Origin of the sequence: Brevundimonas sp. TWP1-3 (genome assembly GCF_049896085.1) — a bacterium.
In the GTDB taxonomy this organism is placed as follows: Bacteria; Pseudomonadota; Alphaproteobacteria; order Caulobacterales; family Caulobacteraceae; genus Brevundimonas.
The window spans coordinates 788,078-808,296 of sequence record NZ_JAFCTP010000002.1; the positions used below are offsets into that span (position 1 = coordinate 788,078).

The 20,219-nt window shown below is 66.7% G+C and carries 18 protein-coding genes; 3 read left to right on the plus strand and 15 right to left on the minus strand.

What is annotated here, in order from left to right:
- Nucleotides 1-284: 284 nt before the first annotated feature.
- From sucD to ACP693_RS15770, 4 genes are all read right to left on the minus strand, one after another.
- Complete coding sequence (sucD, locus tag ACP693_RS15755) at nt 285-1,187, minus strand: succinate--CoA ligase subunit alpha (RefSeq protein WP_426020623.1); 903 nt, start codon at nt 1,185-1,187, stop codon at nt 285-287.
- A 61-nt stretch (nt 1,188-1,248) separates the two neighbouring features.
- Nucleotides 1,249-2,439 carry an ADP-forming succinate--CoA ligase subunit beta gene (sucC, locus tag ACP693_RS15760; protein ID WP_346494619.1) on the minus strand — a complete coding sequence of 397 codons (1,191 nt, stop codon included), beginning with the start codon at nt 2,437-2,439 and terminating at the stop codon, nt 1,249-1,251.
- A 128-nt stretch (nt 2,440-2,567) separates the two neighbouring features.
- Nucleotides 2,568-4,088 carry a spinster family MFS transporter gene (locus ACP693_RS15765; RefSeq protein ID WP_426020624.1) on the minus strand — a complete coding sequence of 507 codons (1,521 nt, stop codon included), beginning with the start codon at nt 4,086-4,088 and terminating at the stop codon, nt 2,568-2,570.
- Between the two features lie 126 nt (nt 4,089-4,214).
- Nucleotides 4,215-6,455, minus strand: coding sequence for a TonB-dependent receptor (locus tag ACP693_RS15770; RefSeq protein WP_426020625.1), 2,241 nt, complete (start codon nt 6,453-6,455; stop codon nt 4,215-4,217).
- Nucleotides 6,456-6,647: 192 nt separating this feature from the next.
- Here ACP693_RS15770 and ACP693_RS15775 point away from each other — a divergent pair, with 192 nt between their 5' ends.
- Nucleotides 6,648-7,406: a TetR/AcrR family transcriptional regulator gene (locus tag ACP693_RS15775; protein ID WP_426020627.1), complete on the plus strand. Its 759-nt coding sequence runs from the start codon at nt 6,648-6,650 to the stop codon at nt 7,404-7,406.
- On the opposite strand, the gene ACP693_RS15780 is transcribed toward ACP693_RS15775, so the two are convergent.
- The gene (locus ACP693_RS15780; RefSeq protein ID WP_426020628.1) at nt 7,403-7,927 is read right to left on the minus strand and encodes a DUF2306 domain-containing protein; all 525 of its coding nucleotides are present in this window, start codon (nt 7,925-7,927) and stop codon (nt 7,403-7,405) included. The two genes, ACP693_RS15775 and ACP693_RS15780, sit on opposite strands and share 4 nt — an antisense overlap.
- A 169-nt stretch (nt 7,928-8,096) precedes the next feature.
- Between ACP693_RS15780 and ACP693_RS15785 the strand changes: the two genes are divergently transcribed.
- Nucleotides 8,097-8,861, plus strand: a complete 765-nt coding sequence (locus ACP693_RS15785) for a LytTR family DNA-binding domain-containing protein (protein WP_426020630.1) — start codon at nt 8,097-8,099, stop codon at nt 8,859-8,861.
- A 4-nt stretch (nt 8,862-8,865) separates the two neighbouring features.
- Here ACP693_RS15785 and ACP693_RS15790 read toward each other — a convergent pair whose 3' ends face one another.
- From ACP693_RS15790 to ACP693_RS15815, 6 genes are all read right to left on the minus strand, one after another.
- Entirely contained in the window at nt 8,866-9,360 is a 495-nt protein-coding gene (locus ACP693_RS15790) for a COG3650 family protein (protein ID WP_426020631.1), read from the minus strand.
- Complete coding sequence (locus tag ACP693_RS15795; RefSeq protein WP_426020632.1) at nt 9,357-9,938, minus strand: GIY-YIG nuclease family protein; 582 nt, start codon at nt 9,936-9,938, stop codon at nt 9,357-9,359. The genes ACP693_RS15790 and ACP693_RS15795 overlap by 4 nt, the downstream gene beginning before the upstream one ends.
- A gap of 6 nt (nt 9,939-9,944) precedes the next feature.
- Nucleotides 9,945-11,078, minus strand: a complete 1,134-nt coding sequence (locus ACP693_RS15800) for a DNA cytosine methyltransferase (protein WP_426020633.1) — start codon at nt 11,076-11,078, stop codon at nt 9,945-9,947.
- 257 nt (nt 11,079-11,335) lie between these two features.
- Nucleotides 11,336-11,695: a YdbL family protein gene (locus ACP693_RS15805; protein ID WP_135194427.1), complete on the minus strand. Its 360-nt coding sequence runs from the start codon at nt 11,693-11,695 to the stop codon at nt 11,336-11,338.
- A 34-nt stretch (nt 11,696-11,729) separates the two neighbouring features.
- Entirely contained in the window at nt 11,730-11,918 is a 189-nt protein-coding gene (locus ACP693_RS15810; protein WP_159847615.1) for a YnbE family lipoprotein, read from the minus strand.
- A 77-nt stretch (nt 11,919-11,995) separates the two neighbouring features.
- Complete coding sequence (locus ACP693_RS15815) at nt 11,996-15,205, minus strand: intermembrane phospholipid transport protein YdbH family protein (RefSeq protein ID WP_426020634.1); 3,210 nt, start codon at nt 15,203-15,205, stop codon at nt 11,996-11,998.
- A 318-nt stretch (nt 15,206-15,523) separates the two neighbouring features.
- Here ACP693_RS15815 and ACP693_RS15820 point away from each other — a divergent pair, with 318 nt between their 5' ends.
- Complete coding sequence (locus ACP693_RS15820; RefSeq protein WP_426020635.1) at nt 15,524-16,879, plus strand: peptidoglycan DD-metalloendopeptidase family protein; 1,356 nt, start codon at nt 15,524-15,526, stop codon at nt 16,877-16,879.
- 16 nt (nt 16,880-16,895) lie between these two features.
- Here ACP693_RS15820 and ACP693_RS15825 read toward each other — a convergent pair whose 3' ends face one another.
- The 4 genes from ACP693_RS15825 to ACP693_RS15840 all read right to left on the minus strand — a co-directional run bounded on the left by ACP693_RS15825 (nt 16,896) and on the right by ACP693_RS15840 (nt 20,141).
- Entirely contained in the window at nt 16,896-18,563 is a 1,668-nt protein-coding gene (locus ACP693_RS15825; protein ID WP_426020637.1) for a TadG family pilus assembly protein, read from the minus strand.
- An 11-nt stretch (nt 18,564-18,574) separates the two neighbouring features.
- Entirely contained in the window at nt 18,575-19,003 is a 429-nt protein-coding gene (locus tag ACP693_RS15830; RefSeq protein ID WP_426020638.1) for a TadE/TadG family type IV pilus assembly protein, read from the minus strand.
- Between the two features lie 335 nt (nt 19,004-19,338).
- Nucleotides 19,339-19,752, minus strand: coding sequence for a response regulator (locus tag ACP693_RS15835; RefSeq protein WP_426020639.1), 414 nt, complete (start codon nt 19,750-19,752; stop codon nt 19,339-19,341).
- The gene (locus ACP693_RS15840; RefSeq protein ID WP_426020640.1) at nt 19,749-20,141 is read right to left on the minus strand and encodes a response regulator; all 393 of its coding nucleotides are present in this window, start codon (nt 20,139-20,141) and stop codon (nt 19,749-19,751) included. Before ACP693_RS15840 ends, ACP693_RS15835 begins: the two co-directional genes overlap by 4 nt.
- Nucleotides 20,142-20,219 lie beyond the last annotated feature (78 nt).

A 20,219-nucleotide genomic window follows, 5' to 3' on the forward strand; every position in this document is an offset into this window, starting at 1 on the left:
ATTGGTCGCAGGCGCAAAGAAAAACGCCCCCGGCCTGAGCCGCGGGCGTCCATTCCAGCCGTAACCGGCATTTTTGATGCGCGAAACGAGGCTGACACCTCTCCCTCCCCGTTCGGGGAGGGTCGTCGCGGAGCGACGGGGTGGGGGCGGCCCGGCAGTGACGCACCTGTCCAATCCAGAACAAATCCGTGGGACGTCGCCTTGCCGTCCCCACCCGTCCTCGCCTTCGGCTCGGCCACCCTCCCCCGCAGGGGGAGGGAGAACGCCGACGCCGCCTTGGCTTCTTAACCCTTCAGCACTTCCACCAGGGTCTTGCCCAGGCGCGCGGGCGATTCCGACATGCGGATGCCGGCGGCTTCCATCGCCGCGATCTTGGATTCCGCATCGCCCTTGCCGCCCGAGACGACGGCGCCGGCGTGGCCCATGGTGCGGCCCTTGGGCGCGGTCCGTCCGGCGATGAAGCCGGCCATCGGCTTCTTGCGGCCCTTCTTGGCTTCGTCGATCAGGAACTGGGCGGCCTCTTCTTCGGCGCCGCCGCCGATTTCACCGATCATGATGATCGAGGTGGTTTCCGGATCGGCCAAAAACAGCTCCAGCACGTCGATGAACTCGGTGCCCTTGACCGGGTCGCCGCCGATGCCGACGGCCGTGGTCTGGCCCAGGCCTTCGTTCGTCGTCTGGAACACGGCTTCATAGGTCAGGGTGCCCGAACGCGACACGATGCCGACCGAGCCCTTCTTAAAGATATTGCCCGGCATGATGCCGATCTTGCACTCGTCCGGCGTCAGGATGCCGGGGCAGTTCGGACCCAGCAGGCGCGACTTGGAGCCTTCCAGGCGGCGCTTGACGTTGACCATGTCCATCACCGGGATGCCTTCGGTGATGCAGGTGATGAAGGGGATCTCGGCGTCGATGGCTTCGATGATGGCGGCGGCCGCGCCCGACGGCGGGACGTAGATCACCGAGGCGTCGGCGCCCGTGGCGTCGCGGGCTTCGGCGACCGAGGCGTAGATCGGCAGGGTTTCGCCGTGCGAGCCGGTCCAGTTGGTCCCGCCCTTGGTCGGGTGCACGCCCGCGACCATCTGGGTGCCATGATAGGCCAGGGCCTGTTCGGTGTGGAAGCCGCCGGTCTTGCCGGTCAGCCCCTGGACGATGATCTTGGTGTCTTTGTTGACGAGGATGGACATGGGTCTATCGATCTCTGGAATGTGTCAGTCAGCAGGGCGGTAGCGGGCTAAGGCGAACGCCTCAGCCGACCGCCGCGACGATCTTCTGGGCGGCGTCGTCGAGGTCGTCGGCGGCCGTGATGGCCAGGCCGGACTCGTTCAGGATTTTCTTGCCCAGTTCGGCGTTGGTGCCTTCCAGGCGCACGACCAGCGGCACCTTAAGACCGACTTCCTTCACCGCAGCGACGACGCCCTCGGCGATGACGTCGCACTTCATGATGCCGCCGAAGATGTTGACCAGGATGCCCTGGACGTTCGGGTCGGCGGTGATGATCTTGAAGGCCGCAGCGACCTTCTCCTTACCGGCGCCGCCGCCGACGTCGCAGAAGTTGGCCGGCTCCTTGCCGTACAGCTTGATGATGTCCATCGTCGCCATGGCCAGGCCCGCGCCGTTGACCATGCAGCCGATGTTGCCGTCCAGCGAGACATAGGCCAGGTCCCACTTGGAGGCTTCGATTTCCTTGGCGTCTTCCTCGGTCTCGTCGCGCAGGGCCTTGATGTCGTCGTGACGGAACAGGGCGTTGCCGTCGAAGCTGACCTTGGCGTCCAGAACGCGCAGATGGCCGTCCTTCATGACGATGAGGGGGTTCACCTCCAGCATGTCCATGTCCTTCTCGACGAAGGCCTTGTACAGCGCTGGGAACAGGGACTTGGCGTCTTCGGCGGCCGCGCCGGTCAGGCCGTAGGCGGCGCTGATGGCGGCGACATCGGCGTCGGTCACGCCCGTGTTCGGGTCGATGACGATGTTCTGGATCTTCTCGGGCGTGTCGTGGGCGACGGTTTCGATGTCCATGCCGCCCTCGGTCGAGACGACGAAGGCGATGCGGCCATAGGCGCGATCGACCAGCAGCGAGAGATAAAGCTCACGATCGATGTCGGCGCCGTCCTCGATGTAGAGGCGGTTGACCTGCTTGCCGGCGTCGCCCGTCTGGGCGGTGACCAGGGTGTTGCCCAGCATTTCCTTGGCGTGGGAGACGGCCTCTTCTACCGAGAAGGCCAGGCGAACGCCGCCCTTGGCCTCGGCCGGCAGTTCCTTGAACTTGCCCTTGCCGCGTCCGCCGGCGTGGATCTGCGACTTCACGACATAGAGCGGGCCGGGCAGGGATTTGGCGGCCGCCTCGACCTGATCGACCGACGTCACCGCGACGCCTTCGGCGACCGGGGCGCCGAAACCTTTGAGGACCTGCTTGGCCTGATATTCGTGAATGTTCATGGGGGACCACCGCAACCGCTGCTTGGAGAGTTGCGGGGCTTATAGGACTGTCTTTTGCATTGCGCTACCGGCCTTCGGCCTACTTTAGGCGCACGCCCTTCGCAGGTGCGAGCGTCCAAAGCCCCCCTTTAGTCGACCCAGTCCCGCTTCAGCGTGCGCGAGGCCCCGATCAGCAGGATCGCCGCCAGCACATAGAAGCCCATGCCGGTGTAGATGGCCCACCGCAGGCTCTCCTCGCCGAAGCGCGGCGCCAGCAGGTCGCTCATCCAGCCGAAATAGTAGAAGCCGACCGCGATCCCGAGCAGATTGTTCAGCAGCAGGAACAGGGCCGAGGCCGTGGAGCGCATGGCCGCGGGGACCAGATGCTGGACCGCCGCCGTGATCGGACCCAGCCAGGCCAGGTTCAGCCCGGTCGGCAACAGGAAGATCAGGAAGGCCAGGGTCAGTTGCTGCACATGGCTGCCGCCGCCGGGCAGGACCAGGCCGATCAGCCAGGGCGAGTTCATCGCCAGGATGAAACACGGCGCCGAGATTAAAAAGGCGATGGCGGGCGTCAGCGGATAGGCGCCCTTGCCCTTCTTCGACAGCTTGTCGGCGATCATCCCGCCCAGCCAGATGCCCAGAATGCCGCCGATCAGGGCGATGCCGGAATAGTAGATGCTTGTCTGGCGCAGGGTCAGGTCGAAGCTGCGCATGAAGAACAGGGGCAGCCAGCCCGCTACGCCGTAACCGCACACCGACGACGAGGCCGCGCCCAGGCCCAGCAGCCAGAAGCTGGGCTTGCGGATCACCACCGAGGCCGTGCGACGCGCGATCATCAGCGAGATGCCGATCACCCCCGCAAGCAGGCCGCCGAAGGCCAGCACCAGCGGGCTGCCCAGGGACACGCCCAACAGCCAGTTCGCCGCCGCCAGGATCAGCAGGCCGGCGCCTAGGCCCAGCATGATCTGGGCTGCGATCTTGCCGGCCCGGTCCGTGCCTACGGGGGCGGCGGCCAATGCCGCGACCTGGGCCTCGGTCTTGATCGCATCGGTCCCGCCGCGCCTGGGATCCTTGACCGTCAGCCGCAGCAGGGGCGCGACCAGCACCCCGAGCAAGCCGACGACGATGAAGGCGGTCCGCCAGCCGTAGGTCGCCGCAAGCAGCCCCCCGACCAGAGTGCCCGCCGCCATGCCCAGCGGAATGCCGAAGGCGAAGGCGGCCATGGCGCGCGCCCGCTGATGCGGCGGGAAATAATCGGCGATCAGGGAATAGGCCGGGGCCACGCCCCCCGCCTCGCCGATGCCCACGCCCATCCGACACAGGAACAGCTGTCCGAAGGAGCCCGCCATGCCGCACAAGGCGGTGAAGCCCGACCAGACCGTCAGGGCGCCGGTCATGATCCAGACCCGGCTGTAGCGGTCCGCCAGCCAGGCCAGGGGAATGGCCAGGGTCGAATAGACCGAAGCGAAGGCGATGCCGCCCAACAGGCCGAACTGGCTGTCGGACATGCCGAACTCTTCCTTCAGCGGCGCGGCCAGGATGCCGATGATCTGGCGATCCAGGAAGTTCAGCATGTAGATCAGGATCAGGACCGCCAGCACATAGTAGCGGTAGCCGGGCCGCTCGGGCCGCACCTTGTCCTCGACCGTCAGCGTATCCGTTGTCATCGGCGTTTCCCTCGGCGTCTTTTTTATTCGTTGAGGCGAGCCTAGCCGCAACTGTGCTCACTGCAAACAAAAGGGGCGGCGGCCCGGAGACCGCCGCCCCTCGTCGTCAGGCGTTGTGGATAGGGATCAGAACTTCAGACCCAGGGTGGCCGTGACCGTGCGCGGCGGGCCGTAGAAGCCGATGATCGAATCGCCGGTCAGGGCGCCGGGGAAGGTGTAGCCGCCGACCTTGTAGCGTTCGTCGCCCAGGTTCTTGCCGTGGATGCCGAAGGTCAGGCGGTCGTCGGACGAGGTCCAGACGATGCTAGCGTCATACATCCAGTAGGCGTCCTGATCGAGCAGAGGCGCCGCCGTCTCGAACTGCTGGTAGGCGCCGCGATAGGCCACCGACGGAATGAAGGCGATCGACGAGCCGTTCTCCATGAACCAGTTGTAGGTGGCGCCGATCGAGCCGGTCCATTCCGGGGTGTTCTGGAAGTCGCGCTGCGACGACACGTCGACGAAGCAGCCGACCGCCGTGGGGCAGGTCGTGTTCAGCGGGCCGGTCGGGATATAGGCCAGGAACTGGTCGAACTGGGCGTCGATATAGCTGAGCGAGGCGTTGATCGTCAGGGCGCTGGTCGCGCGCAGACGGCCCTCGAACTCCCAGCCGCGGATCGACGACGACCCGACATTGTCCACCACCGAAGCGATGGTCGTGCCGGCCGGATATTGGGTCGTGATCTGCTGGTCTTCGTAGCTTGAATCGAAGATCGCCGTGGCGAAGGTCAGGCGACGATCCAGCAGCGAGCCCTTCAGCCCGATCTCATAGGTCTCGACGGTCTCGGGCGCATAGCCGTTGACGGTGGCGGGATACAGGACCGCATCGCCGCGCATGTCGAAGCCGCCGGACTTGAAGCCCTCGCCCCACGAGGCATAGGCCGTCAGATCCGGGCCGAACTTGTAGTTGACCGAGACGCGCGGGGTGAACTTCTCGAACTCGCGGGTGCGGGTGTAGTTGGTGCGCGGCGCGCCCAGCGGCACGGCGGCGTTGTTACCGAAATAGGGGCTGCGGATGCCCAGATACTGCTGGCGGAAGACCGTGCCTTCCTTCTCGTCCTTGGTGAAGCGGCCGCCGACCGAGACCGACAGGGCGTCGGTCACGTCGTAGCTGAAGTCGGCGAAGGCGGCGTAGCTCTTGGTGGCCACCGAACCCGAGGTTAGGGTGGTCAGATTGGCCAGGCCCACGACGGTGTCGAAGGCGCCCGAGGCGTTGGCGTCCATGTAGAAGACGCCGGCGACACCGTTCAGACGGCCCGCGCTGACCAGAACCTGGAACTCCTGGCTGAACTGATCGTCGTCATAGGCGGCGGGGATGTCGAGGATCGGTCCGGGCAGGTTGTCGAAGTCGATGTTGCCGCGCGTGAAACCGTCGCGATAGGCGGTGATCGACTTGAAGGTCAGCAGGTCGCTCATCTCCCACTCGCCGGTCAGCGACACGCCGCGCGTCTGGACGCGGTTCTTGTCGCCGGCGCCGGCGTTGGTGTCGTACGGATCGGCCGGCGACGGGGCGAACTCGCGGTGGCCGTGCCGAGCGTTGGAATCGTCGTTCACCAGATCGCCAGCCAGACGGAAGAACAGGCTGTCGGTCGGGGTCCATTCGGCACTGGCGCGGAAGGCGGTGACGTCCTTGTTATAGTGTTCGTTTCCGGTGTTCAGGTTCTTGCCGTAGCCGTCGCGCAGATAGCGGGCCAAGGCTGCCGAGACCTTGAATTCATCGCTGAAGGGCAGCTGGGCGCTGGCGATCACGTCGCGCTGGTTATAGCTGCCGTAGGAGGCGCGGATGCGACCTTCGGGCTCGTCCGCGTCGATGCGGCTCGTGACGTATTTGATCGCGCCGCCGATGGTGTTGCGGCCGTAAAGGGTGCCTTGCGGTCCGCGCAGAACCTCGACCCGCTCCACATCGAAGATGTCCAGAACGGCGGCCTGCGGACGGGCCACATAGACGTCGTCGATATACAGACCCACGCCGGGATCGAAGCCCCACAGCGGGTCCTGTTGGCCCACGCCGCGGATGAAGGAGATCAGGGTCGAGTTGGAGCCCCGCGCGGCGTTCAGCGTCAGGCTGGGCGTCGAGCGCGCCAGTTCGGTGATGTCCAGGGCGCCGCGCGCCTCAAGCTGTTCGCCGCTGACGGCGGTGACGGCGACGGGCACGTCCTGCAGGCTTTCCACACGACGACGCGCGGTGACGACGATGTCGTCGACGGTGGCGGCATCCTGGTTGTTGGCGGCCTGAGCGGCGGCCTCCGCGTCCTGGGCGACCGAAGCCCCCGCAAGCACGCCCCACGCCGCGCCGGCCAGCAGCGCGCACTTCACATGACGGTTCATGATCCTAGACCCCTTGTTGTCGTTTCCAGCCCGTTGACGCTTTTATTCAGCGTTCAATGATTTTCGTGAACCTACCCGGTTTCGCCCGGCTGTCAAACGCTGTGCTGACGCAGCTTCACATGAGGCGTCCAGCGTGGCGCCGTTGCACCGGCCCCGTTGCACCGGGGTTGGGTCGCGCCTAAGCCTTGCCGCATGAGCAAGCCGGACGCCGCCCTCCCGACACCCCGCCCCGTCGCCGCCGCGCGTCGCAAGGCGGCGGGCGCGGCTCCGGCCCGACGCGGCCGCCCGCCCAAGGCCCAGGCCAAGGCGGCGGGCGAGACCCGCGAGCTGATCCTGGACGCCGCCGAGGACCTGTTTTCCAAACACGGCTTCTATGGCGTGACCATCCGTGAGGTGGCGCGCGAGGCGGGCGTGGATACCGCCCTGGTCCACTATTATTTCGGGGCCAAGCGCGACCTGTTCGACGCCGTATTCCTGCGTCGTGCGGCGGTGTGGAACGACGAACGGGTCGCGGCCATCGATCGCTATGCCGAGACGGCGGGCGAGGCCATGACGCTGGAAGGGCTGCTTGAAGCCTTCCTGCGGCCGCCGTTCGAATGGTCGCTGAAGGGCGGGCCGGGCTGGAAACACTATGCCGCCCTGGTGGCCCAGACCAACGCCAACCCCACCTTCGGGGGCGAGACCATGGCCCGCTATTTCGACCCGGCGATCCACCGGCTGATCGAACTGATCGCCGTGGTCCTGCCGGACGCCAGCGAGGTCGATCTGTACTGGGGCTATCACAATCTGTCGGGCGCCCTGACCCTGACGCTGGGCGAGACGGGACGGCTGGACCGACTGTCGAACGGACAGGCGCGGTCGGGCGATCTGGAGACGGCGGGCGACTATATGGTCCGGTTCGCCGCCGCCGGCTTCCGCGCCGTGGTCGGGATGTCGCCGGGCCAGCCTTAACCGAAGAAGATCGCCCACATCAGCCGGCCCGGCAGGAAGGTGAAGGCCCCGGCGACGATCAACCCGCCCACGAACATGCCCGTCATGGCGCGCCGGTGGTCGGCGATGCGGTGGCGACGCGCGGCATGGACCGCCATCGGCAGGGCGATCACTGTCCAGCCGCTGAGCAGGTGGATCAGGGAAAAGCCTCCGGGGCCGTCCGGATTGAGCCGGTGGATGAAGAAGGAGCTGATCGCCGTCGTCGCCATGGCCAGCACCCAGGTCCAGCCCAGCGTCCGGTGCAGCCGGTTTCCCTTCACCCCGATCAGCAGGACGATGCCGATCGCCAGGGCCGTCAGGGCGGCGGCGACGTGGATCTGGATCGCCGGCGGCGAGGTCAGCAGCAGGCTCCAGTCGGGGGCGTGCAGAGAAAACCCCATCCGCGCCAGCCGCCCGTCGTCGACCGCCAGATAGGCGACGACGGGGACGATCAGCAGCAACAGGGCCAGGACGGACGGCAAGAGGCGAGACAGGCGAGGCATTGAGTTTCTCCGTTTCCCCGCTCCTGACACAGCGCCCCGACGGCGGCATCCAAGCTTTCGCCAACGGCCACCTCGGCTGCGTCAACGCCCACCTGTCTTTCGCCCGCCTCCTTTCACCGGGCGGAAAATCATGGTCTCAAGAGGCGATCTTCCGATGCCGAAAGCCGCCATGACGCCCCTTGCCGCCGACCGCCGCCGCACCTTCCTGCGCGGCCTGATCGTCGCCGTTCTGGGCGGCGTCTTCCTGGCGGTCACCGGGGCGTTCGGGACGGCCGGAGCGAGCTTGGGGCCCCGAATGGCCTATTGGGTCATGGTCATGGTGCTGGGCGGGCTGTGGGGTCATCTGTGCGGCGTGGTGGTCAGCCGGTATCTGGACGTTGACGAGCGGCCGTGGATGACCATCGCCGTAATGGTGGTCGTGATCACCGGGCCGCTGTGCGTCATCGTCTGGGCGGCGACGGGGCTGTTCTTCGCCCAGAGGCTTTATCCGCTGGGCGTCCTGCCCCAGCTGGTCGTGCCGGTGGTGGTGATCACGGCGGCGGTGACGACGCTGAACGTCTTCCTGGGGCGCGCCCGGCCGGTCCAGACCCATGCGGCGCCGACCGAGACAGCGGCCCGGCCCGTGCGGTTTCTCGAACGCCTGCCGATGAAGCTGAGGGGCGCTGCGATCCGGGCGGTGCAGGCCGAGGACCATTATCTGCGCATCCATACCGACCGGGGATCGGACCTGATCCTGATGCGGCTGTCGGACGCGGTGGAGGAGCTGGAGGGGCTGGAGGGCGCCCGGACACACCGCAGCTGGTGGGTGGCGCGCGAGGCGGTGCGCGCGGTCGAGCGCGGCGACGGGCGGGCGACCCTGACGCTGGACGGCGGCCTGTCGGCGCCGGTCAGCCGCCGCTACGCCCGGATGCTGCGCGACGCCGAATGGTGGTGAGCGATCAGGGCGCCGGCTGCGCCGTCAGCATCGACGCCGGGGCCGCGCAGCCGGTCAGTGTGTCGTCGCCGATCTCGACCTTGGCCGTCAGCGGATAGGTGCGGTCGCTCATGCCGTCCGAGCATTCGGTGGCGATCAGGACGACGTTCAGGGCCTGGTTCAGGTCGGTGGAGCTGGCGAAGGTGGCGACCGTGCCCTGAACCGTCGCGCCGCGATTGGGCGCGCGCTGTGCCGGCTGATCGACGCGGGTGTAGATCAGCGCGTCGGGGGTGATCTCCACGCCCCAGAAAGGTTCGGTGCCGAGCGCCCGCACCGGCTTGCCCAGATCCACGCCGCCCAGGGTCGCTGCGGCCTGCGGCTCGGGCGCGGACTGGGGCTTGGCGTCGTTGCGGTCGTAGCAGGCCGTCAGCGAAAGAGCCGCGACGGCGGTGAGCAGAATGGGGCGCATGACGGTCTCCTCTGTCGGGGCGGAGGTGAGGTCCACGATGGCCTGGGTCAAGGGGTGTCCGCTTTATCCTCTGATCCGATAGGGACGATATCTTGGTGCAAGAAACCTCGATGATAACGGCTCAAGCGCGCGTAATGCGCATCTACCGACCGTCTCAAATGCGGCGCGTCTTTCACGACAAGGATGTAATCCACCAACCGTTGATAGTGCTCAATCTGCCGAGGCAGCCGCACCGCTGGCTCCTTTCGCCGATCACGTTCGGCAGCATCCATAACCGCAAGAGTTTGAACCGGTCGAGTTGGCTGGACTTCAACGGTCGACACCGGGATTGATCCGTTCATGAGGGGGCTTTGCCCATCAAATTTGGCAAACAACGCTGCTTCCAGAGCGTTTATTGCTTCCGGTCCTTGTGCCGGCCAAGCCCAGACCTCAGCAACTTCCCAGACGTCAATCTGACGATTGGCGATAATATCGGAACGCGCAGAAGTCAGGTGGCGGCGTACACGAGATCGGATTCCATCGATCGACTGACCAATGTAAATCGGCACCGCGTCCAAATCGACCAATGCGTAAACACCAGTTTCGTTAGTTAGCCCTCTAAGAGCACGATCTCGATAATCTTGGCTCATTTGCTCTCAAGCAGCGCGCGCCAAATCTACTTTGGTCATCGGCAGAAGCAGATTGTTAGCCACGAACGCGACGGCGGGAACGGCCAAGCCGTCTCCCAAAAGGTGATAAGCATCGTTGTAGTTTTTCGGTAGCTTGTAGCTGTCCGGGAGGCCCATCAGCCGCGCCGCTTCGCGAGCAGAAATCAGACGCGAACGGACGCCTTGAGCATCGGAACAAACAACGATTTGACGACTCGAACCGCCGCTCGGCGTGCGCAAGCAGCCAGCGGTGCCATCGAGACGGATTTCGGCGCGTTGAACGCCTCCCGCAGGTGAAGGACGCGTGCGTCGGTAAAGCGTACCTACAACACGCTCGCCCTTACGCTGAGCATCCTCCAACTTGCGTCGGTTCCGATCAGACATCATCCCCAGAAGCTTCGCCGTTTCTGCTTTGGAATGCCAATCTACGTCCGCTGGCGACTCCTCGAAGAAATCAATGAATTGTTTTGTACGAGCAGACACTTCGGGCAGCCGCCACCAAATCCATGCGCGTCGCAAATCGTCGTGCAGATGGGAGTAAGCTGTACGCAATGGTTTGGGATGCCAGACATCATGCGGGACATCCTGCACAAATTCTGAGCCTAGGGCGCACTCGAAAGCTACGCCAACGATAAAGACACGCTTGCGAGACTGCGGCACAAAATGAGCTGCGTCCACAACGACAGCGCCAAAATGATATCCGCCGTCATGCAAGGCTTGGCAGATCGCTTGGAAATCTTTCCCTTTGTGGGAAGAGAGCATGCCGGTCACATTTTCGAGCACGACAAAACTGGGCTTGCGACCTTGAGCAGTGAGACTCTGCACCTTGCTCCAAAAAGGCCAGAAGGTTCCTGAACGAGCGCCCTTCAGGCCTGCGCCGCCGCCAGCCAAGGACAAATCCTGACAAGGGAAGGATGCCCAAATCAAGTCGGCTTGTCCTGGAAGTTGGGTAGGATCGACGTTGTTGACGTCGTCTTGCACCACCTCGTGGCGGCCCCAGTTATCCGAATAGGATTCCACCTTCTTCGGATCGAAATCATTAGCAAACAGGCAGTTCCACGCGTCGCCAAGACCGGCCCTCGCCATGCCGCCGCCGGCGAAGAATTCGTAGAAATTTGGCATACGTTTGCTCAGCTCGTTCGCCCTATGTTCCACCCATAACACGGAACAAACTCATCTGGTGGATAAAATACCCGTAAGTCTAGGGGCAGCGGCAGATGTGGCAAAATCGATTCACTGTCGAGTGAGCCAGTGCGCCGCTACACCCCTTACGCCGACCAATGCATCAACCCGAGCGGGCTGATTTTTTAACAACGAAACGGCGCGCACCAAGCCCCGCCGCCCCTCGGGACGAGCCCGAGGGCCGACGGTCCTTTAGCCTAGCGCTGGACCCACTGGCCCTGGGCGTTGCGGTACCACTGGCCCGAGGAGATGCGGGGCAGGAGCTGGGATTCGAACATCCGGGCGCCGGCGACATCGGCCGAGGTGCCGGCGTCGGTCGCACTGCGGGCGTAGGCGGCGCGGCGGCCAGCGTTGGTGGCGTCGACGGCGGCGCGCAGGCCGGCGTCCGAGGTCGGGGTGCGGAAGCCCAGGTAGCCGTCGGCCTGCTCGCCGACGACGCCGGCGGCCTTGGCCTGGTCGATCTGGGCCTTTTGTGCGCCGGTCTGGGCGATGGCGGCCCCGGCGACGCCCATGGCGGCGACGGCGGCGCCGATGACGAAGAGTTTGCGGAAGGTCATGTCAGCCTGTCCCTTTCAGAAGAGAAGCGGGAGATCAGAAGAGATTGGGGTTCTGCTGGAGCAGGGTTTGCAGTTCCTGGTCCAGGCGGACGCGCACGTCGGCGTCCAGTTTGGCGTAAATCTGGATCGGCGCGACCTCAAGGCGGATGGTAGGGGCGCAGGCCGCGAGGGCGACGACGACCGCTCCGAAGCCGAGGCCGGCCAGTTGGCGCTTGTGAATCATGACGTGGGCTCCGGTTCGGCCGAGAATGGTGGCTCTAATAGCACGTCGCCAAGTGAACGCGCGCTGAATGGTGAAGTTCAATCGGCAGGGGCAGGCGCCGGCGTCGGCTCCAGCTCCTGCTGGCCTTGCCGGGCGCGATTGACCGCCAGCAGGTCCGAGATCAGCTGGTTGGCGTTCAGGGTCGTGTCCAGCGTCAGGTCGATCTGGGTGTTCGAGGGCAACGGCAGTTTGCGGTTCAGGAACTCGCGGCTGATCAGCTCGGCGATCGTCAGGCGCAACTCCTGGCGCTGGGGCGGATCATGGCGGCCACGAATGTGGAACAGCACCGAGACCCGGCCGCCGTCCAGACTGTTCACATCGGCGCTGAGCACGTCGAAGGACAGGTCCTCCATCGCCTGATAGGCCAGGTCCTCGACCATGCCGCTGGGCAGCTCCTCGCCGCCGCCGCCCGCGTTCACATCGGTCAGGACCTCGCGCTTGATAGACAGCCGGCCCGGCTGGACCGCGCCAAGCGTTCCGGCGGTGATCCGAAGACCGGTCTTGGGGTCCATGATGAAGGGCAGACGGCCCGAGACCACGGCGTCCAGCTTGACCTTGTCGTCGAAGCCGGTGTCGGCGACGATATCGCCCAGTTGCACCCGGTCCAGCACGATGACGCCGCTGTAGGGCTGGGTGGCGTCCAGCGGAACGGTGAAGGGCTCGACCGAGACGGTTCCGCCGCCGGCGGCGACCTGAGCGCCGTCGATCAGGACGCCGGCTTCGTTGACCGAGAATGTCACGTCCAGGGCCGTGACCGCCGTGCCGATCGCCAGACTGTCGGCCGTCAGCTTCTGGTTCGGAGCCGTGATCAGGGGCGTCAGGCTGCTGAAGACCACGTCGCCGCGCAGGCCCTTGACCGCGCCGGCCGGGCTGACGAAATCCAGGCCCGGCGTGACCAGACGCCCGCTGGAGGTCGGCTCGGCGTCCTTAGTCCAGTCGAAGCGGCCGTCGAAGCTGACGGCCCCCGTCACCGGCGACTGGAGGAAGGCGGCGGCCAGGGGGCTGAGCATCGCCGGCTGGAGACCGTTCTCGGCGAAGGTCACGTTGAGGGCCGCAATGACGATGCCGCCCGAACCCGTGCGACCATCGTGCGCCAGGGTCAGGCGGCCCAGCGTATGCGCCGCCGCCTCGCCCGTGCCCTTCAGGTCGAAGGCGCCGCTCCAGCGTTCATTGGCCAGGGTTGCGGAGCCGGTCGCGGCCAGGGGTTCGAACCGCGCAGGCGTCAGGGCGTCGATGGCGCGGGCGGCCGTGACGTTCGCCGTCAGGCCGACGCCTGCCTTGGTCCCATCGACCGTGACCCGCCCTGAGGCGTCGGCGAACCGCATGCCCAGGAAGGGCGCCTGGGCCGAGACCTGATCGAAGGCGCCGACGACGCGCCAGACGCCGTCCTTCGATGTCAGCAACGGACCGCCGGCGGGGCACAGTTTGCCGGCGACCTGATGCACGTCGTTCTCGTCCAGCTCCAACCGCTCGACCGTCAGGTCCACGCAGTCCGGGGTCGCATAGGTCAGTCGGCCGTCGGCCATGGCCAGGACGCCGCGCGTGCGGGCGTCGATGCCGCGCGCCAGGTCGAAATCCAGACGAGCGCGGCCGTCCAGCGCAGCCTCGAAACCGGTCTCGGTCAGCCGCCAGTTCGGCACGGCGACGGTCATCTCCGGCAGGCCCTTGCCGCGCGTTGCGGTGACGCTCAGCGCGCCGCCGCCCAGACGGCCGGCCTCGGCCTGATAGGCGCCTTCGCCTGCCTGGGCCACCGTCAGGACGCCGCCGTTGGCCGGGGTCAGGGTCACGGGGCGAGGCAGGACAACCGTCGTGCCCGCCGTGCCGGTCGCGAACCGGATGGCAGGGGCGTTCAGGGCGAAGCTTCCCAGCGCCCGCTTCATTTCGGCCAGCTCGGCGATGTCGTCGGAGCCGACCGGGCCGAACAGGGGCCATGCGCCGTCGGCGGCGCGCAGCGATCCATCGGCGCCGATCTGGATCACGCCGTCGCTGACGACATCCAGGTTCAGGTCGGCGCGTCCGCGTTTCAGCGCCAGGTCGCCGAAGCCGAACCGGTCGAAGGTCGCGCTCACCGGCCCGGTCGCCTCAAAGGCCGCGTTCTTGCCGCCGAAGCTTAGGGCGCGCGAGGTCAGCGACAGGCGGCTGATATTCGTCTGGCCCATGCGACCCGAGCCGGCCGTCAGGGACAGGGGCGCCTGCACGCTCCAGCGCAGGGCGTCGTCGCGCGAGACGGTCAGCTTGGCCTGGGTCGCCTTCGCCGCGACATCGGCGATGCGCAGGTCCGCGCCCTGGACCGCCGCCACCTTCAATGCGGTCGTCGCGGCGCCCTCCAGACGGAAGGTCTCGATCCAGCCAGAGACGACGCCGTCAAACTGGGCCGTCACGTCGGCGTTGCGCGCGGCGAGGGTTTCGGTCCCCAGGCTTTCGCCGGTCAGGCGGCCGTCCAGCACCACCCGGCCGTCGCCGCGTCGGGTCTTCAGATCAGGATAGGGCAGGTCGCCGGTCAGGGTCAGATTGGCCTCCTGCCCTCTCGCTGCGGGGGTCGTAAAGGCGTCGGCCGCCGCCAGCAGCCGCACCGCCACCCGGTCGCCCGTGGTGGTCAGGTCCAGCGTCGCGGACAGGCCCCGCGCCTCGACCTCGCCGCTCTTCAGCGCCGCCGTGGGCAGACGCGCCGCCAGCCGCATCAGCTTGCCGTCGTCGATCCGCGCATCGGCCAGAATCTCGACCGGGCCATATTCGGTGTCCAGCCGCCCGCGACCGCCCTCGACGATGACCAGAGGACTGCGCGAATCCGGGCGCGGCGGGCCGCCGGTGAATTCCTTGACCAGCGGGTCCAGCGAACCCAAGGACAGCTTGCCACCCTTCAAGCTGGCCCGCACCACCGGCCGCACCAGGCGGATACGGCTGGGCGTGACGCCGAGACCCGACTTGGACCACGGCAGGGCCACCGCGTAATCGACCTCGGCCCGTTCGACCACGACATCAGGATTCTTGGGATCGCCGATGCGGATGCGGCCGACGAAGCCGTCGATCTCGACCCGCTCGACCTCGACATCGGCCTGGATGCCGCGCTGGTCCAGCCAGCCGACCAGCACGTCGCGCGCCACCGCCCGGCGATTGATATAGAGCAGCGCCGCCGCGATCCCGACCAGCAGCACCGCGATCAGCACGACGACCGCAACAACGCGCAGGACACTGCGGCGCGGTGGGGTTCTGGACGACGGAGAAGGCTTCGTAGGGGTGTCGGTCAAGCGGATCGATCGCGTGATTGAAACGGGTCGCCGATCACCTTCGTCATCCTGATCCCGAGCACAAGATCAAAGCGTTACCGCCGGCGTTCGACCGCGCGTTCCTTGACGGTGAAGCTGGGCGATAAAGGGGCGCGGGCGGCGCGTCCGTCCACAGCGAATTACTGCTCCCGATTCGGACGTTAACCGTTTGTAACGGTCTGTCTTCCCAAAGTGAGACAGGCAAGCTATAGGACCGCCTTCGCGCCATGGGCGATCGGCGCGAACTTCGAGAACGAGTAACGCTTTGGCGCCGCAGGCGTCGCAATACGACGGGGACCGATGGCTCAGTTCGACCCACGCCGCCAGCCGACGCGGCTCGCGCCGCACATGCTCACTGCGGTAGCCGCAATCTCGGTGGCGATGTTCGCCGGTAGAGCCTATCAACCCGCTCAAGCCGAAGAGGTTCCCGCGCTGACATCGGCCCAGATGGCCGCCATGGAAGCCCAGGCCTTCGCCTCCGCCAACGCCCCCGCCGGCATGACCGCGCCTGAGGCCGTCAACGTCCAGATTCGCCGCGGCGAAACCTTCGAGCAGGCCGTCGCCCGCACCGGCGTCGCGCCGGAAGAAGCCAGCGCCGTCGCCGCCACCGTCGCCAACGCCTTCGACCTGGCCGACCTGCGCGCCGGCCTGAAGTTCGAGACCGCCATCGCCAAGCCGCGCGACGGCCGGGGCGACGCCCGCCTGATCGGCCTGACCATGCGCACCGGCCCGGCATCGCAGCTGACCGTGTCGCGCAGCTTCGACGGCGCCCTGCGCCTGCGGTCCCTGGAAGAAAAAGTTACCCACGAGACCGTGGTGCTCAAGGGCGACGTCGAGCGGTCCCTGTCCGCCAGCGCCCGCGAACTGGGCGCCACCGCCTCAATCGTGCGTTCCGCCAGCCGCCTGTTCGCCACCAAGTTCGACATGCAGCGCGACATCCGGTCGTCTGACGAGTTCACCATGGTCTTCGACCGTGAAGTGACCGAGGCCGGCCGCACCGTCGATGTGGGCGACCTGATGTATGCCGAACTGCGCGGCGTCACCTTCTATCGCTTCAAGCCGGCCGGCGCGAAAGAGGCCCAGTTCTTCGACGCCAACGGCAAGAACCTGCGTTCGGCCATGATGCGCACCCCGCTGCAGAGCTTCCGCCGGGTGTCGTCCAGCTTCGGTTTCCGCACCCACCCGATCTCGGGCTACAAGAAGATGCACCAGGGCATCGACTTCGCCGCCGGAACCGGCACGCCGGTCGTGGCCCCCGCCGACGGCGTGGTGGTCGAGGCCCGCCGCTGGGGCGGCTATGGCAACTGGTTGCGCATCCGTCACAACAACGGTCTCGAAAGCGGCTACGGCCACCTGTCGCGCTATGGCTCGGGCATTCGCGCCGGCCAGCGGGTCAGCCAGGGCCAGATCGTCGCCTATGTCGGTTCGACCGGCGCCTCGACCGGTCCGCACCTGCACTACGAGCTGTGGCGCGGCGGTCGGCGGATCAATCCGGCCGGCGTGCGCACTCAGGAAGGCACCGAATTGGCCGGCGCCGACCTTGCCGCCTTCCGCGCCGAGAAGGCCCGCATCGACCGCATCATCGCCTCGGGCGGTCAGAAGCGCCCGGCGATGCAGCAGGCCTCGGCCGACGGCCTGCGCCCCGCGAACGGCTGAGGTCTCACGGCTGAGTTCAGCCGACCAGGCGCGGCGTCGATCGGCCTTCGCTCGGGCATGACAGGCCGTGCACCGCCACATCGGCCTCGCCCAGCCTGAGCCCCAGTACGTCCAGCACCGGGTTCAGCACGCCGTCCAGCATAGGCCCCAACGGCTCCAGTAACCGGCCCAGAGCCTTGGTCAGGTCGCCGAGACCCAGACCCAGACCGACCACGTTCACATCCACGTCCAGCCGACCCAACAGGCTGGAGACCAGACCGCTGGCGAAGCTGCGCGAGGCCACGGTCTTGATCCGTTGCGCCTCGATGTCGGCGTCGTCGAACCTCAACGGTTTGAACCCCGCATCGGCCGCCTCCACGTCGGCCTTGCCGGTGATGCTGACCAGACCCAGGACCGACAGCAGGGTGGCGCGTTGCGGCGACAGGGGCGTCTTGAAGTCGTCCAGCTTCGTCTCGTCCACGGAGCCGATCGAGGCGCGCGCCAGACCTGGCCGCACCTGGACCTCGACCGACCGCGCGGGATCGCAGGACAGGGATTTCAACCGCGCCTCGGACGCCGCCAGCTCCACCAGGATCGGCAGCTCGACCCGCGCCAGACCCGACAGGGTCTGGGCCGTCCGTGCACGGACATAGAGCCGCGCCTGGGCCGTGCGGATGATCGGCTGGCCGTCTGCCGTCACCGTCAGCCAGGGCGAGCGATTGGGCCGTTCGCCGATGGCCAGGCTGGTCCTCAGGTCGGCCAGGCCGGCGGGCACGCCCAGGTTCAGCGCGATCTGGCGGTCACCGCCCCCGACCTCCAGCATCGCCATGGCCAGGTCCATAGCCGAGACGGACGCATCCAGACCCTCTCGGATTCCTTGCGGCGACTGGGCCTCAACGCCGATCAGATCGCCCAGCTTCACCTTCGTCCCGACCGAAGCCGAGGCCAGCCGGCCCAGGGCGCCGCCGTCATCACCGCCCGCCAGCCGTTCCAGCACCTTCAGCGCCCGCCCCGCATCGACATCAGTCGCCAGCAGCCGGTCGTAGTCGCCGATGGCGATGTCCAGATCCGTCGCCAGGGCGTCGGTGAAGCCCAGCAGATTGACGTCCAGGTCCGCCAGCCGGCGATAGTCCATGAGGCTGAGCGAGACCTTCGAGCCCGTCAGGCCGCTCAGCACCTGGTTCGCCACCCCGTCGTCCAGCCCCGCCAGACGCGAGCCGATGGAGAACATGGCCTTGGGCGGGGCGCCGGTCGCGGTCGAGGCCGTAGCGCGCCGCGTCACCCGCACTTCGTCCTTGCCCAACAGCAGCTGAGTGAAGAACAGGGGCGCGCGGCTGGTCACCTGAACCCGCGCGGCGTTGGGCGTCTGGCCCCCTGCCGTGAACCGCTCGTCGCGCGCCCTGGCCGGGTCCGGCGCATAGACGCCGAGCGTGGTCGCCACCGTGACCGAAACGTCGGGGGCCACATTGGCCTGGACCGTCGCCTGGCCCGCGCGACCGACAACGGCTTCGCCCTGCTCTAGATTGTGCGCGGCCGACAGGGCCGCCAGATCCGCCGCCCCCTGAACCCGACGCGTATGCAACGCGAGCATGCCCAGATCGATGGTCACGGCCGTCACGATGCACAGCAGGCCGCCGGCGACGGCTGCGATCACGGCGACCGCCCCACGCCGATCCGCGCCGAAGCGGCCGATCCAGCTCCTCATGCGCCGGGCGCTCACGAGTATTCACCCACATGGATCACCGCCGAGCGCCGGATGACGACCGGCGGACGGGGCAGCATTCCCCCCAGCGCCATGACCAGACTGTCTCCGGTGTCATAGACGACCACGACCCGCAGCCGTCCGGCCTCCTCCGCAACCTCGATCGTGGTTCTATCGGGATCCAGCGCCACGCCCCTGACCGCCGCCGTCACCTCGCGTCGCGCCAGCGCATCGCGCTCCACAGCGTCCAGTCCGCCGACCGCCGCCCGCGCCCCCTCCGACGCCAGGGCCTGAACCGACTGCGCCATCAGGAACCAGCCGCCATAGACCACGATGGCGATCAGCAGCAGCACCAGGATCGGCCCCACCAGGGCGAACTCCACCGCCGCCGCGCCTTCGCGCCCGCGCCGTTTTTTCTGAAGGATGGGGCCAAACGTCCGCATGGCAACCTCACAGCTACTCGCCTGGGTTGTATATCATCGCGGTTAAAGGATCGTGTGGCCGCCACGCCGTCTCGCGAGACCCTTCTCCGCCCGAACCGGGCGCCGCATTGATGGCGTGATCAGTCGAACAATATCGTTGGGAGAGCGGCGCGTCCGGAGCCATTCGATCGCGATTCCAGATTCGCCGGCTGGCGCAGGTGCATCCTGCAATCCGTCGCTTCCGACTGGAACTGTGTAACGTCGCCATTGAGCGCCAGCGCCCGTTCGTGACTGACCGACCCTGCATGTGGTGGGTCATGATGAGAGAAAGACGCTGACCGTGGCTGTTGCGGCCGCTATTCGAGAGCCCGAAGCCGCGCGGCGCGAAGCTGCTTGATATAATCCATCACCGCCGTCGGCTCATACGGGCGCTTCAGGTGCGGCCCGGTTTCGCACAGGTCAGCGGCGGTCTTGACCGCACCTTCAAGAGTGCCCGAGAGTCGGACCTCCAGGCCCGGCCGATTTTCGCGCACCCACCGAGCGAGTTCGAACCCTGAGCGGACGCCGAGCGCGGCGATGTCGCAGACGATCACGTCAATGCCGAGAGCGGCTTCCTCAAGCGCCGTCATGGCTTCGTCCGTGCTGGCCGCCTCGACGACGACATAGCCGCAACGCCTCAGATAGTCGGAGAGGGCATGCCGAGAGATGACGTCGCCATCGACGATGAGGACGGCCTGGGCGGGCGTTACCGGGTCAGTACGCAGGCTCATTCGGCTGCCTGCAGAACAGCCTGTATGGCGAGGACGACCTCATCCGACGTGCAGGGTTTGGGCAAGAAGGCGGCCGCGCCGCCGACATAGGCCTTTGCGGGATCCAGATGACCCGAGGTCATCACCACCGGCAGGTACGGCTGCACCCGCTTGATGTAGGCGAGCAGTCCGATCCCATCGATCGGACCAGGCATGCGAACATCCGTGAAGACGATGTCAATCTGCGCGCCGGCCGTGAGAAGCGCCACCGCTTCCTCGCCGTTACACGCCTCGACGACCATGTATCCCGACTCGCGCAGATGGCCGGCCAACAGCATTCGGATCAGAAACTCGTCTTCGACGAGAAGGACGCCTCGCGGCGTTTCAGCCACGGCGACCGGATTTACCATTGATGTCAAATGCCTGTCCCCGTCTCAAGTCCAACCAAACGGACCCCCGATGGTTCCGCATTCAATCCGCCCAATCAC